We start from the raw sequence: 16,875 nt of genomic DNA, 5'->3' as shown, positions 1-16,875 counted from the left end.
TCCACCTGCACGCTCACGCTACCCCGCCCAGGTGGGCAGAACCCACGCCGAACTCCACGGTTCGCATGGGACCGCTTAGCTGATCAGAGACGCTAGGACTTCTCCGGCAGCCGGGCCGCGAACTCGGTGACGGCCGTCCGTACGTCCTGCGCCGTCCACTCCAGGCCGGCCGCCGCGACGGTGACCTCCGTCATGGCGAGGCCGGGGCCGCCGGACTGCCAGCTGTCCGTGAAGAGGGCCACGGAGGTCTCCTCGGCCTGGCGCACGGCCGCCTCCGCGGCCACGTCCGGCCCGTACGGCAGCCAGACCTGGAACTGGTGGGTGTGCGGCTCCTCGGGGTGCACGCTCGCCCACGGCAGCCCGCTCGCGGCGAACCCCTCACGCAGCGCGTCGGCCACCACGCGCGCGTGCCGCACGTATTCCGGCAGCCGGGGCAGCTCGCGCTCCAGTCCGACGAGCGCCGACAGCGCGGCCGGGAACTGCTGGAACAGCATGCCGCCGTACCGGTGCCGCCAGACCTTGGCGTCCTCCACCAGCGCCCGGCCGCCGGCGAGCGCGGCACCGCTCAGGCCGTCGAGAGACTTGTAGAACGACACGTAGACGCTGTCGGCCAGGCCGGCGATCTCGTCCAGGGAGCGGTCGAAGTGGACGGTCGACTCCCACAGCCGGGCCCCGTCGAAATGCACCACGGCGTCCCGTTCCCGGGCGGCTGCCACGACCTCGGTCAGCTCCTCCCAGGTGGGCAGCACGAAACCGGCGTCCCGGAGGGGCAGCTCCAGCATCAGCGTGCCGAACGGCTCCGCCAGGGTGCGTATCTCCTCGGCCGTGGGGAGCCGGGTCGCGGTGCTCACATGGACCGGGCGCAGGCCGCTGACCTGGCTGAGCGCATGCCGCTCGTGCACCTCGGGGTGCGACAGCGGGTGCAGTGCGACCGAGGTGTCGCCGGTGCGGGCCGCCCAGCAGCGCAGGGCCACCTGCTGGGCCATCGTGCCCGTCGGGAAGAACGCGGCAGCCTCCGTGCCCAGCAGCGCGGCGACCCGGTCCTCCAGGGCCGCGACGATCCGGTCGCCGTACATGTCCGCCGGTTCGTCCAGGTCGTACACCTGGGGTCCGGCCTCCCGCAGCAGCTCCAGCCGTTCGCGGATCGTGGCCCGCATACCGGGGCGGGCCAGCACGTGCCGCGCCTTCCGGTGTGCCGCCGCCCGTCGCTGCCGCCGCCGCTCCCGCTCCGACGGCTCTTCGCCGCGCTCAGCCCTGTCGCTCATGCACGGGATCATGCCGTGCCGGGCGCCGCGGGGCAGCTCCATTTCCGGAGCACGGGGCACGGGGCACGGGGCACGGGGCACGGAGCACGGGGCGGGGGTGCGGGACACGGAGCATGGAGTACGGAGCATGGCGCGCGGCAGGGAGTCCGCGCGCCGGGCGCACGCGGCGCGGCGGGCCGTGCGCGCACGCGGACCGGCCCTGCCCGGGCGACGCCGGCGGCGGTGCGAGGAACCCCGGGGAACCCTGGGGAACCACGGGGAAACCCACAGCCTGTGGACAGTGCCGACCGGCCCCTGACCCGATCGCGTTAACATGACGAGAAATCGTCCGGTACCCGGAGCGGACTGGAACGGGAAGGCCACCGTCGCGTGAGTACAGACCTACAGCCAGACCTCAAGGACCGCCCCGCGCGGCTCACCGTGGGCGTCGTCGGCGCCGGCCGGGTGGGCCCGGCCCTGGCCGCGTCCCTCCGACTCGCCGGGCACCGGCCGGTGGCCGTCTCCGCGGTCTCCGACGCCTCCAGGAGGCGCGCCGAGCTGCTGCTGCCGGACGTCCCGGTGGTGCCGCCCGCCGAGGTCCTCCGGCGGGCCGATCTGGTCCTGCTCACCGTCCCGGACGACACCCTGCCGGGCCTCGTGTCGGGGCTCGCCGAGACCGGCGCCGTACGGCCGGGGCAGCTGCTCGTGCACACCTCCGGGCGGTACGGCGCGCGGGTCCTGGACCCGGCGCTGCGCGCGGGCGCACTGCCGCTCGCGCTGCACCCGGTGATGACCTTCACCGGCACCCCCGTGGACGTCCAGCGGCTGGCCGGCTGTTCCTTCGGCGTCACCGCCCCCGACGAGTTGCGGCTGGCCGCCGAGGCGCTCGTCATCGAAATGGGCGGCGAGCCCGAATGGGTCGTCGAGGAGAGCCGCCCGCTCTACCACGCGGCCCTCGCCCTCGGCGCCAACCATCTGGTGACCCTGGTCGCGCAGTCCATGGAGCTGCTGCGCGCGGCAGGCGTCGAGGCGCCCGACCGGATGCTCGGCCCGCTGCTCGGCGCCGCCCTGGACAACGCCCTGCGCTCCGGTGACGCGGCGCTGACCGGACCCGTCGCGCGCGGGGACGCGGGTACGGTCGCGGCGCATGTCACCGAGTTGCGCAGGCACGCCCCGCAGAGCCTCGCCGGCTATCTGGCGATGGCCCGCGCGACCGCCGACCGGGCGCTGGCGCACGGGCTGCTGAAGCCGGAACTCGCCGAGGACCTGCTCGGCGTGCTCGCCACGGGTACCGACCCGACCGAGAACGGGGAGGACCGATGAGCCGCCGCCGCTGCGCACTCGTCCCCACGGCCGAGGACCTGACACACCTGCGCGACCGGTGCGCGCTGCCGGGCGGCACCGCCGTGGTCATGACCATGGGCGCCCTGCACGAAGGGCACGCCACCTTGATCCGGCGCGCGCGCGAGCGCGTCGGCGGCGCCGGGTTCGTGATCGTCACCGTCTTCGTGAACCCGCTCCAGTTCGGTGCGGGCGAGGACCTCGACCGCTATCCGCGCACCCTCGAAGCCGACCTGAAGATCGCCGAACAGTCGGGCGCCGACGCGGTGTTCGCGCCGTCGCTGGACGAGGTCTACCCCGGCGGGCGGCCCCAGGTGCGCATCTCCGCGGGACCCATGGGCGAGCGCCTGGAGGGCGCCGCGCGCCCCGGGCACTTCGACGGCGTACTCACGGTCGTCGCCAAACTGCTCCACCTGACCCGCCCCGACCTGGCCCTGTTCGGGCAGAAGGACGCCCAGCAGCTGGCCCTGATCCGGCGCATGGTGCGGGATCTGAACTTCGGCGTCGACATCGTCGCCGTGCCGACCGTGCGCGAGCCCGACGGACTGGCCCTCTCCAGCCGCAACCGCTACCTCTCGCCCGACGAGCGGCGCACCGCGCTCGCCCTGTCCCGGGCCCTGTTCGCGGGCCGCGACCGGCACGCCGCGCAGGAGGCACTGCGCGCGCGTGCCCTCGAAACGCCCTCCACACGCGCGCGTGCCGAGGCGCTCAGCGCCCTGGGCGAGTCCCGGGCCGCCGCCGACGCACACGCGGTCGCCAAGGCCGTGCCGGGAGCCGCGGCGGCCGTCCGCGCCGCGGCCCGCACCGTCCTGGACGAGGCGGCGCGCTACGCCCCGCCGCTGGAGCTGGACTACATCGCCCTGGTGGACCCGGCCGACTTCACCGAGATCGACGACGACTTCACCGGCGAGGCCGTCCTCGCCGTGGCCGCCCGGGTCGGGACGACCCGGCTGATCGACAACCTCCCGCTCACCTTCGGACCCCTCGGAGCCGCCTCGTGACCAGCACAGGCACCAGCACAGGCATACGACTGCACGCGCCCGCTCCCGGGTGGTCCATCGCCGCGGACGTGGTGGTCGTCGGCTCCGGCGTGGCCGGGCTCACCGCCGCCCTGCGCTGTGAGGCCGCCGGACTGCGCACGGTGGTCGTCACCAAGGCATGCCTCGACGACGGCTCCACCCGCTGGGCGCAGGGCGGCATCGCCGCGGCCCTCGGCGAGGGCGACACCCCCGAGCAGCACCTGGACGACACCCTGGTCGCGGGCGCCGGCCTGTGCGACGAGGAGGCCGTACGGATCCTCGTCACCGAGGGCCCCGACGCGGTACGGCGGCTGATCTCCACCGGCGCCCACTTCGACACCGACGACGAGGGCGACATCCAGCTCACCCGGGAGGGCGGTCACCATCGCCGCCGTATCGTGCACGCCGGCGGCGACGCCACCGGCGCGGAGGTCTCCCGGGCGCTCGTTCAGGCCGTACACGCGCGTGGACTGCGCACCATCGAGAACGCGCTCGTGCTCGACCTGCTCACCGACGCGGCCGGCCGGACGGCCGGTGTGACCCTGCACGTCATGGGCGAGGGCCAGCACGACGGCGTGGGTGCCGTGCACGCCCCCGCCGTGGTGCTGGCGACCGGCGGCATGGGCCAGGTGTTCTCGGCGACCACCAACCCGTCGGTGTCGACGGGCGACGGCGTCGCGCTCGCCCTGCGCGCGGGCGCCGAGGTCTCCGATCTGGAGTTCGTGCAGTTCCACCCGACCGTGCTGTTCCTCGGCGCGGACGCGGAGGGCCAGCAGCCGCTGGTCTCCGAGGCCGTGCGCGGCGAGGGCGCCCACCTGGTCGACGGCGACGGTGTGCGCTTCATGCTCGGGCAGCACGAACTGGCCGAGCTGGCCCCCCGGGACATCGTCGCCAAGGCCATCACGCGCCGGATGCAGGAGCAGGACGCCGGGCACATGTTCCTCGACGCCCGGCACTTCGGCGCCGCCATGTGGGCGCACCGCTTCCCGACGATCCTGGCCGCCTGCCGCGCCCACGGCATCGACCCGGTCACGGAGCCCATCCCGATCGCCCCGGCCGCCCACTACGCCTCCGGCGGTGTCCGCACCGACTCCCGGGGCCGTACGACGGTCCCCGGGCTGTACGCGTGCGGCGAGGTCGCCTGCACCGGCGTGCACGGCGCCAACCGGCTCGCCTCCAACTCCCTGCTGGAGGGTCTGGTCTACGCCGAGCGGATCGCGGCCGACATCGCGGCGAGCCGGGCGGAGAGCGGCCCGCCCGCGCGTGTGCCGGAACCGGTAGGGCACCCGGCCCTGCCCGCGCATCCGCTGCTCGGCCCCGAGGCCCGGTTCGCGATCCAGCGGATCATGACCGACGGCGCGGGCGTGCTGCGCTCGGACGAATCCCTCGCCAAGGCCGCCGACCAGCTTCGGCGGCTGGACAGCGAGGCCCGTGACGCCTTCGCCGAGAACGGCAAGACCGCCGAGCCGGGCGTCGACACCTGGGAGGCCACCAACCTCCTGTGCGTGGCCCGCGTCCTGGTCGCCGCCGCCCGGCTGCGCGAGGAGACCCGCGGCTGCCACTGGCGTGAGGACCGGCCCGACCGCGACGACGCCGCCTGGCGGCGCCACATCGTCGTACGGCTGGCTCCGGACCGCACGCTGGCCATGCGCACCACGGACACCGCAGAATTTCCCCCGACCCGGCAGCACCGTCCCCAGGAGCAGTGACGAAAGTGAGCACCCCCGACCTTCCCCTCGCCTCGACCGGTGGCTGCGGCGACGGCTGCGCCTGCGGTGCCGAGGGCGACGAGGCATACCTGGAGTGCGGGCTCGATCCCGCGCTCGCCCGGCTTCTGACCGACGCCGGGCTCGACCCCGTCGAGATCGAGGACATCGCGAACGTCGCCGTCCAGGAGGACCTCGCGGGCGGCGTGGACGTGACGACCGTCGCGACCATCCCCGAGGAGGCCGTGGCCACCGGCGACTTCACCGCGCGTGAGGCGGGCGTGGTGGCGGGTCTGCGGGTCGCCGAGGCGGTGCTCTCGGTGGTCTGCACGGACGAGTTCGAGGTCGAGCGGCACGTGGCGGACGGCGACCGGGTGGCGGCGGGGCAGCGGCTGCTGTCCGTCACCACGCGCACGCGTGACCTGCTGACCGCCGAACGCAGCGCGCTGAACCTGCTGTGCCGCCTGTCGGGCATCGCGACGGCCACGCGCGCGTGGGCGGACGCCCTCGGGGACACCGGGGCGAAGGTCCGCGACACCCGCAAGACGACGCCGGGTCTCAGGTCCCTGGAGAAGTACGCGGTGCGCTGCGGCGGCGGGGTCAACCACCGCATGTCGCTGTCGGACGCGGCGCTCGTCAAGGACAACCACGTGGTCGCCGCGGGCGGCGTCGCGCGGGCCTTCGAGTCCGTGCGGGAGGCGTTCCCGGAGGTGCCGATCGAGGTCGAGGTCGACACCCTGCACCAGCTGCGCGAGGTCGTCGACGCGGGCGCCGATCTGATCCTGCTGGACAACTTCACGCCCGGGGAGTGCGCGGAGGCGGTGGCCCTCACACACGGGCGTGCGCTGCTGGAGGCGTCGGGCCGGCTGACGCTGGAGAACGCCCGGGCGTACGCCGACACCGGCGTGGACTTCCTGGCCGTCGGCGCCCTGACCCACTCGTCGCCGATCCTGGACATCGGCCTGGACCTGCGTGAGACGGAGTAGGACCATGCTCCTCACGATCGATGTGGGCAACACGCAGACCGTGCTGGGTCTGTTCGACGGCGGCGACATCGTCGAGCACTGGCGCATCTCCACGGACGCCCGGCGCACCGCGGACGAGCTGGCGGTGCTGCTGCAAGGGTTGATGGGCATGCACCCGCTGCTGGGCGAGGAACTCGGGGACGGCATCGACGGCATCGCGATCTGCGCGACCGTGCCGTCGGTGCTGCACGAGCTGCGTGAGGTGGCGCGGCGGTACTACGGGGACGTGCCCGCGGTGCTGGTGGAGCCCGGGGTGAAGACCGGCGTGCCGATCCTGACCGACAACCCCAAGGAGGTCGGCGCCGACCGGATCATCAACGCGGTCGCGGCCGTGGAGTTGTACGGGGGCCCGGCGATCGTCGTGGACTTCGGCACGGCGACCACGTTCGACGCGGTCAGCGCGCGCGGGGAGTACATCGGCGGGGTCATCGCGCCCGGCATCGAGATCTCCGTCGACGCGCTCGGGGTCAAGGGCGCGCAGCTGCGGAAGATCGAGGTGGCCCGGCCGCGCAGCGTCATCGGCAAGAACACCGTGGAGGCGATGCAGGCGGGGATCGTGTACGGGTTCGCCGGGCAGGTCGACGGCGTGGTGAGCCGGATGGTCCGGGAACTGGCCGACGACCCCGAGGAGGTGACGGTGATCGCGACGGGCGGGCTTGCGCCGATGGTCCTGGGCGAGTCCTCGGTCATCGACGAGCACGAGCCGTGGCTGACGCTGATCGGGCTGCGCCTGGTGTACGAGCGGAACGTGTCCCGTCTCTGAGGACGGCTAGGGCGCGTTTCGAAAGTCCCGTCTGGCCCGCACGGCACTCCCCCAGCCTTCGGCCGGGAGGTGCCCCCACGCCGCGTTGTCGGGATCGTCTGCGTACGCCCAGTACGCGGACGACCCTCCGCCGTGCGATGCACCGCACCAGACGCCGCGGGCCCCGCCCTTCCGCCGGACGACGCTACTTTCGAAACACGCCCTGGTACGACCCGGGGGCGGGGCATGGACGTCCAGGCGGGTGGGGTGCGCGCGCCACGCGCGCCCCCTTGTGTCGAGTTTGTCTGATTAGTGCGTATCGTCGGCGCATGCCCACGCCCTACGGATCCCGCGGCGGCATGGCGTTCGGTACGGAGGAGCTGCGTGTGCTCCGCCGCGCCCTCGCCCTCGCCCGCCACCCCGGCCCCGCTTCGGCCGAAGACGTCCAGGACTGTCTCCGGCTCGCCGAGTCGCTCGACGAGGCGATGCGCGAGGGTGCCCGGTTGCGCGCCTTCCTGGTGGCGGACCTCGCCCGATACCGCGCCGCCCTGCCCGGCACCGTCGTCGGCTATCTCGCGCTCCTTGAGGAGGCGCTGGCCGCCGGGCACCGGCCGTCGGGCGACGACCTCGCCGCGCTGCGGGCGCTGCGCGGGAATCCCGTCGCGGCGGCCCTGCTGCACCGCTGCACGGGCGGCCGGGAGGCCGGCCTGCCGAGCGTGCCCGCCTCCCGTCGGAGCACCCGGCTGCTGGCCCTGCCGGGCGGTGCGGGCAAGGAGCAGGGCGAGGAACGGGGCGGGGAAGACGGCGAAAAGGAAAGCGGGGAGCAGGGCAAGAAGCCCGCGGAGCGCCCCAAGGAGCGTCCCGGCGAGCGGCCCGCGCAGCGGCCGACGCCCGCCCCGTCGAAGCCGTCGCGGCCCATTCCGACCCCCGGCGAGGTGTTCCCCCGCCGCAAGCCGCCCACGCCCCCGGCCGGCTCCGGCCCCCCGCACCAGCGGCTCGCCGCCGGGTGAGGGGCGGTCCGTCCGCCGCGCGGGTCCGTGGCTACTCTGGGGCCATGGACTACCTCTCCGCGCTCCTGCCCCCCGTCGTCATGGCCGCGTTCTTCATCGGTGTGGTCAGGGTGATCGTGAAGACCCAGGGCGGGGCCGCCAAGACCAAGGAGGACGCCGCCGTCGACGCCGCCCTGGCGCGCGCGGACGGCGCGCAGCAGGGCTCCGCCCGCGCCGAGAGCTGAGACGTCCGGCGCCCACGGCGCCCGCCCTGGGGCAACGGACCACGGCGTACGGCTCGGGGGTTCACACCTGGTGCCGCATCAGGTGTGAACCCCCGAGCCGTACGCCCTTTTTGTCCCCTTTGTAGCTGGAATGCCCGTTCGGCACGCCGTTACCTGGATCTCCCACTATTGTTCTGAGCTGTGCCTCGCCCATTGGGAGAACTCGAAGACGCGGTCATGACGCGGGTGTGGAAGTGGAACCGCCCGGTGACCGTTCGAGAAGTCCTGGAGGACCTTCAGCGGGAACGGTCGATCGCGTACACCACGGTCATGACCGTATTGGACAATCTCCATCAGAAGGGCTGGGTGCGCCGCGAGGCCGAAGGCCGGGCCTATCGATATGAGGCCGTCTCCACCAGGGCCGCCTACGCCGCCGCCCTGATGAACGAAGCATGGTCGCGCAGTGACAACCCGGCGGCGGCTCTGGTCGCCTTCTTCGGCATGATGAGCGACGAACAGCGCCAGGCCCTCAGAGACGCCGTCCGCATCGTCCAGGGCCCGGAAACCACGGATACCGCCCCCGATACCGGCGCCGAGAACCCCGGCTCCGCGCAGGACGGCGACGGGCGATAGCGTCCGCTCATGTCAGCAGAGCGCCCCGAAGTCACCGCAAAAGCCATCACCGTCCGGCGGGCCCGGACCGGCGATGTCCCGGCCGTGCGTCGCCTCCTTGACGCGTACGCCCGTGAGCGCATCCTGCTCGACAAAGCGACCGTCACGCTTTACGAGGACATCCAGGAGTTCTGGGTCGCCGAACGCGACGACAACGCCGAGGTGGTCGGCTGCGGCGCGCTGCACGTCATGTGGGAAGACCTCGCGGAAGTCCGCACTCTCGCGGTCAAGCCCGGCCTGAAGGGCGCCGGAGTCGGTCACCAGTTGCTGGAGAAGTTGCTGCACACCGCCCGTTGGCTCGGTGTTCGACGGGTTTTCTGCCTGACCTTCGAAGTGGACTTCTTCGGGAAGCACGGCTTCGTGGAGATCGGCGAGACGCCCGTGGACACCGATGTCTACGCGGAGCTGTTGCGTTCCTATGACGAGGGCGTCGCCGAGTTCCTCGGTCTCGAACGAGTGAAACCGAACACCCTGGGCAACAGTCGGATGCTTCTGCATCTGTGATCGCCGGGGGCTTGCCCCGGTATTCCGGGCCTCCGACCCTGCCCCGGTTCCCTATGTCCGAAACGCGCATGTTTCCGGACCGAGGTGCCCCCAGAGTCTCTCCCGGGGGTTTGTGTTTTTCCCGCAAAAGCGGTTTGCTTTCCGACGTACTGCAGTACTGCATATAACAGGGGGCGGCGAAACGGCGGATGCCGCGGGCCCCGATCCCTCAAGTTATCGATGAAAGGAAATCCGGTGGCACAGAAGGTTCAGGTCCTTCTTGTCGATGACCTCGACGGTGGCGAGGCGGACGAGACCGTGACGTTCGCGCTGGACGGCAAGACGTTCGAGATCGATCTCACGACCTCCAACGCGGACAAGCTGCGCGGACTTCTCGACCCCTATGTGAAGGGCGGTCGTCGTACCGGTGGCCGTGCTTCCGGCGGACGTGGAAAGACCCGCGTCGTTTCCGGTGGCAGCCAGGACACCGCGCAGATCCGCGCCTGGGCGAAGGAGAACGGTTACGAGGTCAACGACCGTGGCCGTGTTCCCGCGTCCATCCGCGAGGCATACGAGAAGGCCAACGGCTGATCGGCCGGCGGCCCGGCGCACGCGCGCCGCAGCCGGATCCGGTGGCAGCAAGTCGCCACCGTGTCCACCAGCCGTACGAGATCGGGGGCGCCCCCACCGCCCCCCACGGCCGACAGCGTCGGCAGCGAGGCATCGACCTCGCGCCCCGATACAGGGGGCCGCACCCACACGGCGGCCCCCTGCACCGGATGGGGAGAACGCGCGGTTCGCGCGGAACGCGGCGCGGGGACCACGCGCGCGGGGAGCGCGGGACCGGATCGGCCAGGGGGCAGCGGCCGCGGTCCAGTGGCGCCGGGCCAGGGAGGCACCGGCGCGTCCAGTCGGCCGTCGGCGCCGAGAGCCAGCAGATCGAGCGGCAGCGAACCCCACTCCAGCCAGTCCAGCAGCCCCGGCAGTTCCTCCGCGCTGCCCGCGGCCACCCAGAGCCGCACCCGGTCGCCCGTCAGAGCCACCGGAGAGCCCGGCGCCAGATGCCTGAGCGCCGCGGCGCCCGCCTCGGCCGGCACGTCCAGGACGTCGAAGCGCACACCCGTGACCAGCCGCAGCGGCTCCCCGGGCACTGTGGGCCAGCCCAGCTCGTTCTCGTACCAGTCCCGGGCCCGTGCGTCCGGCGCGACAGGCCGACGAGGGAGCGGGATCATGGAGACGGTGCCAACCATGCCAGGCGCAACAGCGAAACCCGGCCGAGAGTTACGCTTGGTGTTCAGATGACCGCGCAGAGTGCCGGAGAAGGGGGCGTGCGGGGGCCCGAGCAGCCGCAAGGTTGTTCGCCCATAGCGGAGGGAACCGGGGCGCTCGGCATGGAGTGTCAGTCCGTACGGGTAAGACATCCCTAGTGGGAGGGGGCGACACGCAGAACAGACCGTCTCACGTTCGCCATCGGCGTACTGATGGTGGGGGTAACTGTCTGGCCTGCGGGAACATCGTCTCGCACCATCGGGTTGGAGCAGATGTCGGCGTTCGGGGTCAGGAGGCAGCAGCTTGTCTCCGCGAGAGCGGAGGTGATCCGGACGGTGTCGGCAGTTGGAATGAGCGGTCCCCGCTTGCGGGACTAAGCTGCGGAAGGACAGAGAGGGGAGCGTCCCCTTACTGCCTGACCGCTCTGAGGAGCGATTAACGATGTTCGAGAGGTTCACCGACCGCGCGCGGCGGGTTGTCGTCCTGGCTCAGGAAGAAGCCCGGATGCTCAACCACAACTACATCGGCACCGAGCACATCCTCCTGGGCCTGATCCACGAGGGTGAGGGTGTCGCCGCCAAGGCCCTTGAGAGCCTCGGGATTTCGCTCGAGGCGGTCCGCCAGCAGGTGGAGGAGATCATCGGCCAGGGCCAGCAGGCCCCGTCCGGGCACATCCCCTTCACCCCCCGTGCCAAGAAGGTCCTGGAGCTGTCGCTCCGCGAGGCCCTTCAGCTCGGTCACAACTACATCGGCACGGAGCACATCCTGCTCGGCCTGATCCGTGAGGGCGAGGGCGTCGCCGCCCAGGTCCTGGTCAAGCTGGGCGCCGATCTCAACCGTGTCCGCCAGCAGGTCATCCAGCTGCTGTCGGGCTACCAGGGCAAGGAGGCCGCCACCGCCGGCGGCCCTGCCGAGGGCACCCCCTCGACGTCCCTGGTCCTCGACCAGTTCGGCCGGAACCTCACCCAGGCCGCTCGTGAGTCCAAGCTCGACCCGGTCATCGGGCGCGAGAAGGAGATCGAGCGGGTCATGCAGGTGCTCTCCCGCCGTACGAAGAACAACCCGGTGCTGATCGGTGAGCCCGGCGTCGGCAAGACCGCCGTCGTCGAGGGCCTCGCCCAGGCCATCGTCAAGGGCGAGGTGCCCGAGACGCTCAAGGACAAGCACCTCTACACGCTGGATCTCGGCGCCCTGGTCGCCGGCTCCCGCTACCGCGGTGACTTCGAGGAGCGCCTGAAGAAGGTGCTCAAGGAGATCCGCACCCGCGGCGACATCATCCTGTTCATCGACGAGCTGCACACGCTGGTCGGTGCGGGTGCCGCCGAGGGCGCCATCGACGCCGCTTCGATCCTGAAGCCGATGCTGGCCCGCGGTGAGCTGCAGACCATCGGTGCGACCACGCTGGACGAGTACCGCAAGCACCTGGAGAAGGACGCGGCCCTGGAGCGCCGCTTCCAGCCCATCCAGGTCGCCGAGCCGTCCCTGCCGCACACGATCGAGATCCTCAAGGGCCTGCGCGACCGCTACGAGGCCCACCACCGGGTCTCCATCACGGACGAGGCGCTGGTCCAGGCCGCCACCCTGGCCGACCGCTACATCTCCGACCGCTTCCTGCCGGACAAGGCGATCGACCTGATCGACGAGGCCGGTTCCCGGATGCGTATCCGCCGGATGACGGCTCCGCCGGACCTGCGCGAGTTCGACGAGAAGATCGCCGCGGTCCGCCGGGACAAGGAGTCCGCGATCGACTCGCAGGACTTCGAGAAGGCCGCCTCCCTGCGCGACAAGGAGAAGCAGCTCCTGGCCGCCAAGGCCAAGCGGGAGAAGGAGTGGAAGGCCGGCGACATGGATGTCGTCGCCGAGGTCGACGGCGAGCTGATCGCCGAGGTCCTCGCCACGGCCACCGGCATCCCGGTCTTCAAGCTGACCGAGGAGGAGTCCAGCCGCCTGCTCCGCATGGAGGACGAGCTCCACAAGCGGGTCATCGGCCAGATCGACGCCGTCAAGGCGCTGTCGAAGGCGATCCGCCGTACGCGTGCCGGTCTGAAGGACCCGAAGCGCCCCGGTGGCTCGTTCATCTTCGCCGGCCCCTCCGGTGTCGGTAAGACCGAGCTGTCCAAGGCGCTCGCGGAGTTCCTCTTCGGTGACGAGGACGCGCTGATCTCCCTCGACATGTCGGAGTTCAGCGAGAAGCACACGGTCTCGCGTCTCTTCGGTTCGCCCCCCGGCTACGTGGGGTACGAGGAGGGCGGTCAGCTGACCGAGAAGGTCCGCCGCAAGCCGTTCTCCGTCGTCCTCTTCGACGAGGTCGAGAAGGCCCACCCGGACATCTTCAACTCGCTGCTGCAGATCCTGGAGGACGGTCGGCTGACCGACTCCCAGGGCCGGGTCGTGGACTTCAAGAACACGGTCATCATCATGACGACCAACCTCGGCACCCGGGACATCTCCAAGGGCTTCAACCTGGGCTTCGCGGCCTCGGGTGACACGAAGTCCAACTACGAGCGCATGAAGAACAAGGTCTCGGACGAGCTGAAGCAGCACTTCCGGCCCGAGTTCCTCAACCGCGTCGACGACGTGGTCGTCTTCCCGCAGCTGACGCAGGAGGACATCCTGCGGATCGTCGACCTGATGATCAGCAAGGTGGACGAGCGCCTCAAGGACCGGGACATGGGCATCGAGCTGTCCCAGTCCGCCAAGGAACTGCTGTCCAAGAAGGGCTACGACCCGGTGCTGGGCGCCCGGCCGCTGCGCCGCACGATCCAGCGCGAGATCGAGGACACGCTCTCGGAGAAGATCCTCTTCGGCGAGCTGCGCCCCGGTCACATCGTGGTCGTGGACACCGAGGGCGAGGGCGAGACCAAGACCTTCACCTTCCGGGGCGAGGAGAAGTCCGCGCTGCCGGACGTCCCGCCCATCGAGCAGGCGGCCGGCGGAGCCGGCCCGAACCTGAGCAAGGAGGCGTAAGCCTCCGGCGGATCGGCCGAACCGAAGGGGGCCGGTGCCTTGCGGGCACCGGCCCCCTTCGGCCGTTCTCAGCGCGGCTCCAGGCTCGTTTCCGCACCGGGGAAGAGACCCGCGAAGCGGGAGAGGGGAACGGAGTGCCCCGGCCGGTTGGTCAGGGTCACCGAACGCAGTCCCGGCAGCCGGGGCACCAGAGGGGCCAGATCCTCCTCGCCCGTCATCGCGGCGACCCGCAGCACCTCGATGCCCGGCAGCTCCGGCATCCGTGCGATGGACCGCGGGAACTCCTGGATGATCCGCGCGTTCAGGAAGAGGTGGGTCAGCTCCGGCAGTTCGGTGACCGCCCGCCAGTCGGCGGCCGTCACTTCCGTGGTCAGCGGGCCGAGGCTGAGCGTCTTCAGGCCGGTCCAGTGCGCCAGGCCGCGCAGGCCGGTGCGGTCCGTGGTGTTGCTGCCGAGGAACAGGAACTCCAGCGGGGCATCCACCGGCAGCGCGTCGGTGAGCCGGGCTCCGGGCAGCTCCTGGGCCACGGACAGCCGCCGCAGCGATCGCAGGGCGGGCAGACCGCCGAGGTCGGCGACACCGCCGCAGGTGAGATCGGAGAGGGGCAGCGGGGCGAGCCGGTCCAGGCCGGTCGCGCTCGGGCAGTCCGCCAGCCACAGTCCGCCGAGCGATCCGAAGGACAGCAGGCCGTCGAGGTCGGTGACCAGGGGATTGCGCTGGAGTTCCACGAGGGTCACGGCCTCCGGGTCGGGCACGGCGGCCACGATCTCCGTGATCTCGTGCTCGCCCCGGAAGGACAGGCCCTGCCAGGGCCGCATCCCGCCCAGTGCCGCGCGCTGCTCGGCCGACTCGCAGGTGACCAGCAGGCCGGTGCGATCCAGGTGGTCCAGTACTTCGGCCGCGTACTGCCCGGTGTCGAAACGGCTCCAGGTGCCGGCCAGCTGCCGCCGCACGTCCAGATCCCGATGGCCCCGGAAGCGGCGCAGCACCGCGAGGGCCCCTTGCGGCTCCTCCGCGCCGAGCACCGAAGCCGTGACCGTCACGCCCCGCGCCTCCTCGTCCGTCAGGCCCTCCGGACCCGGTAGCAGCTCCAGGACAAGTGGCCCCGCCTCGGCCAGCGCCCGCGCGTCCTCGGTGGTACGCGGCGGGATCAGGGCCGCCGCCCGTCGCTCCACCTCCGCCCGCACCGCCGGATCGAGGGCCGTCGCGTGCTCCAGGCACGCCAGCGCCAGCAGGGTCAGCCGTGGGGAGTTGCGGGACAGCAACTGCCGTAGCAGCGCGGCCCGTTCCCGGGGGCGGGCGTGGGCCACCGCCATCCGGATGACGTCCTCCCACTGTGCGTCGTCGGCATGGCCGGCCAGGACGTCGAGGTGGCCCTCCGCCACGGCGTACCGCGCGCCCAGGTAGTCCTGGAAGGTGCGGTGCACGAAGTCCACGACGCCGTCCGCGGGCCGACGCAGCAGCCCGCTGCGCAGCAGCAGCCCGCGCAGCACGGTCGCCGCGTCCGTCGGACCCGTGGCCGCAACGGTCGGCAGACAGCGCTCGACGATCGCCTCGGCGGTGTCGACGTCCATCTCGGTGCGGCCGCTCAGCACCAGCGCGTAGGCCAGGCGCTGAAGCAACTCTAACTGGGCCTCCTCGGACGGCTCCACGCCGTCCACCGCGCCCATGCCCCGCTCCCGGTCCCGGCGGGAGAGCAGCATCGTGAGGGCGGCGTCGTACAACTCCTTGCGGCCAGTGGGCAGATAGCCGCGGCGCTCATGGTGCAGGGCGCAGATCAGGCCGCACATCAGCGGGTTGGTGGCGAGCCGGGCCAGGTCGCGCTTGGTGCGCAGGGCGTCCAGGAGCTTCGCCTCGTACTGCTCGGCTCGGGCCGCCGTGTGCCAGCGGTGGGCGAAGGTGGCGACGTCGGCGGGGCGCATCGGCGCGAGGGCCCGCTCCTGGAAGCCCTCGGCAGCCAGCCAGTCGGGGCGCACGGCGGTGGGGCGGGAGGTCAGCAGCCACTGGTTGCCCGGAAAGGCGTGCAGCAGCGCGAGCAGCCAGTCACGGGTGCGGTTCCGCTCGGCGGCCGGGATCTCGTCCAGGCCGTCGACGAGGACCAGGGCCCGGCCTGCGGTCAGGACGCGTTCCGCCCAGCCTTCGGGCGGTGACAGCGGGCAGTTCACGGCCGTGAGGAAGGCGGCGGGCGCCGGGAGCGCGCCCGCGCGGATCAGGGAGCGCAGGGGCAGGACGTAGGGGATGCGCCCGTCCTCGTGCAGAGCGGCCGTCACCGCCAGCCACTGCACCAGAGTGGTCTTGCCGGAGCCCGCGTCGCCCCGCAGCAGCACCCGGTCGTGGCCGCGCAGCGCGTCCTCGGCGGCCAGGCGGACCGTGGCCGGGGAGGGGTGCTCGTCCGGGTCGGCGTCCCCCGCGGCGTCGTCGCCCGTGGCCTGAAGGCTCAGATAGGCGACTTCCAGGGGCCAGCGGTCGGGGGAGTCGCGCAGGTCGACGCCGTAGATGGTGATGTGGTCGTGCTGTCGTGCGACGTGGGGCAGATAGCGGCGCTCGAAGGCGGTGTCGCGGGCGTCGGGCCGTGCGGCGCGGGCCAGCAACTCGTCCACCTTGGCGATGAGTTCGGCCTGGTTGCGGGTCTGTTCGACGAGGGTGCGCGCTACAAACGTGGACCGTCGGGTGAAGAACTCGAGGATCTGCAGGCAGGCCCATTCGGTCGCGGAGTCGAGGAAGAAGGCGGCGTCCGCGGACAGGCCGTCGGCAGCGGCCGAGCCGTGGCGCAGCATTTCGGCCAGTTCGCGGTGGCCGAGCCGGACGGCCTGGGCGTCGTCCATGTCCAGGTCGCCGAGGGTGAGCAGCCTGCGGGCGAGGGCGTCGGCCACGGCCGGCTGTTCGTCGGCCGGGAAGGGCGGTTCGCCGGGTGAGTCCACCGCCTGCTTCACCAGGCGCGAGGCGAGCCGGTGGACGTCCTTCTCGGTGAGGGTGCGCTTCTCGCCGCGGAAGGACACCAGTTGGGTCAGCCGTACCGGTTTGTCCACGAGTCCGGCGCCGGGGCCGTCGCTGGCGATCAGCCTCTTCACCAGCGGCCCGATCACACCGGAAGCGAGCTTGCTGCCCAGTACCGTCGGCTCCATCCATCCACCCCCGTGGTCGTACCGCCGCGAACGAGAAACACGGATGGAGCCTAACCGGAGTGTTCAGCC

14 protein-coding genes are annotated in these 16,875 nt (G+C 72.0%); 11 read left to right on the top strand and 3 right to left on the bottom strand.

Features of this window, described 5'->3' with window-relative positions; translation table 11 throughout:
- Window positions 1-92: 92 nt before the first annotated feature.
- Window positions 93-1,265, bottom strand: a complete 1,173-nt coding sequence (locus tag ACWEKM_RS35785; protein ID WP_451625443.1) for a threonine aldolase family protein — start codon at window positions 1,263-1,265, stop codon at window positions 93-95.
- 369 nt (window positions 1,266-1,634) lie between these two features.
- On the opposite strand from ACWEKM_RS35785, the gene ACWEKM_RS35780 reads away from it, so the two are divergent.
- The 10 genes from ACWEKM_RS35780 to ACWEKM_RS35735 all read left to right on the top strand — a co-directional run bounded on the left by ACWEKM_RS35780 (window position 1,635) and on the right by ACWEKM_RS35735 (window position 10,036).
- On the top strand, window positions 1,635-2,567 hold the full coding sequence (locus ACWEKM_RS35780; RefSeq protein WP_451625442.1) for a Rossmann-like and DUF2520 domain-containing protein: 933 nt from the start codon (window positions 1,635-1,637) through the stop codon (window positions 2,565-2,567).
- Entirely contained in the window at window positions 2,564-3,586 is a 1,023-nt protein-coding gene (panC, locus tag ACWEKM_RS35775; RefSeq protein ID WP_451625441.1) for a pantoate--beta-alanine ligase, read from the top strand. Before ACWEKM_RS35780 ends, panC begins: the two co-directional genes overlap by 4 nt.
- Complete coding sequence (locus ACWEKM_RS35770; protein ID WP_451625440.1) at window positions 3,583-5,313, top strand: L-aspartate oxidase; 1,731 nt, start codon at window positions 3,583-3,585, stop codon at window positions 5,311-5,313. Before panC ends, ACWEKM_RS35770 begins: the two co-directional genes overlap by 4 nt.
- Window positions 5,314-5,318: 5 nt before the next feature.
- On the top strand, window positions 5,319-6,296 hold the full coding sequence (gene nadC, locus ACWEKM_RS35765; RefSeq protein WP_451625439.1) for a carboxylating nicotinate-nucleotide diphosphorylase: 978 nt from the start codon (window positions 5,319-5,321) through the stop codon (window positions 6,294-6,296).
- A 4-nt stretch (window positions 6,297-6,300) separates the two neighbouring features.
- The gene (locus ACWEKM_RS35760; RefSeq protein ID WP_451625438.1) at window positions 6,301-7,098 is read left to right on the top strand and encodes a type III pantothenate kinase; all 798 of its coding nucleotides are present in this window, start codon (window positions 6,301-6,303) and stop codon (window positions 7,096-7,098) included.
- Between the two features lie 308 nt (window positions 7,099-7,406).
- Complete coding sequence (locus ACWEKM_RS35755; protein WP_451625437.1) at window positions 7,407-8,087, top strand: hypothetical protein; 681 nt, start codon at window positions 7,407-7,409, stop codon at window positions 8,085-8,087.
- Window positions 8,088-8,131: 44 nt separating this feature from the next.
- Window positions 8,132-8,311, top strand: coding sequence for a hypothetical protein (locus ACWEKM_RS35750; protein ID WP_451625436.1), 180 nt, complete (start codon window positions 8,132-8,134; stop codon window positions 8,309-8,311).
- Between the two features lie 216 nt (window positions 8,312-8,527).
- Window positions 8,528-8,923: a BlaI/MecI/CopY family transcriptional regulator gene (locus ACWEKM_RS35745; protein WP_451625444.1), complete on the top strand. Its 396-nt coding sequence runs from the start codon at window positions 8,528-8,530 to the stop codon at window positions 8,921-8,923.
- A 9-nt stretch (window positions 8,924-8,932) separates the two neighbouring features.
- Complete coding sequence (locus tag ACWEKM_RS35740; RefSeq protein WP_451625435.1) at window positions 8,933-9,466, top strand: amino-acid N-acetyltransferase; 534 nt, start codon at window positions 8,933-8,935, stop codon at window positions 9,464-9,466.
- A gap of 234 nt (window positions 9,467-9,700) precedes the next feature.
- Complete coding sequence (locus ACWEKM_RS35735) at window positions 9,701-10,036, top strand: histone-like nucleoid-structuring protein Lsr2 (RefSeq protein WP_451625434.1); 336 nt, start codon at window positions 9,701-9,703, stop codon at window positions 10,034-10,036.
- Here the strand turns inward: ACWEKM_RS35735 and ACWEKM_RS35730 are convergent.
- Window positions 9,967-10,677, bottom strand: coding sequence for an SCO3374 family protein (locus tag ACWEKM_RS35730; RefSeq protein ID WP_451625433.1), 711 nt, complete (start codon window positions 10,675-10,677; stop codon window positions 9,967-9,969). The two genes, ACWEKM_RS35735 and ACWEKM_RS35730, sit on opposite strands and share 70 nt — an antisense overlap.
- A 478-nt stretch (window positions 10,678-11,155) precedes the next feature.
- Between ACWEKM_RS35730 and ACWEKM_RS35725 the strand changes: the two genes are divergently transcribed.
- The gene (locus ACWEKM_RS35725) at window positions 11,156-13,681 is read left to right on the top strand and encodes an ATP-dependent Clp protease ATP-binding subunit (RefSeq protein WP_451625432.1); all 2,526 of its coding nucleotides are present in this window, start codon (window positions 11,156-11,158) and stop codon (window positions 13,679-13,681) included.
- A 68-nt stretch (window positions 13,682-13,749) separates the two neighbouring features.
- Here the strand turns inward: ACWEKM_RS35725 and ACWEKM_RS35720 are convergent, their stop codons facing one another.
- Window positions 13,750-16,806 (bottom strand): NACHT domain-containing protein, encoded by a 3,057-nt coding sequence (locus ACWEKM_RS35720; protein WP_451625431.1) that lies wholly within the window; start codon window positions 16,804-16,806, stop codon window positions 13,750-13,752.
- Window positions 16,807-16,875 lie beyond the last annotated feature (69 nt).

Source organism: Streptomyces sp. NPDC004752 (genome assembly GCF_053601275.1).
The sequence above is the reverse complement of the archived record's forward strand: the minus strand, read 5'-3'. Positions and strand labels throughout refer to the sequence as shown.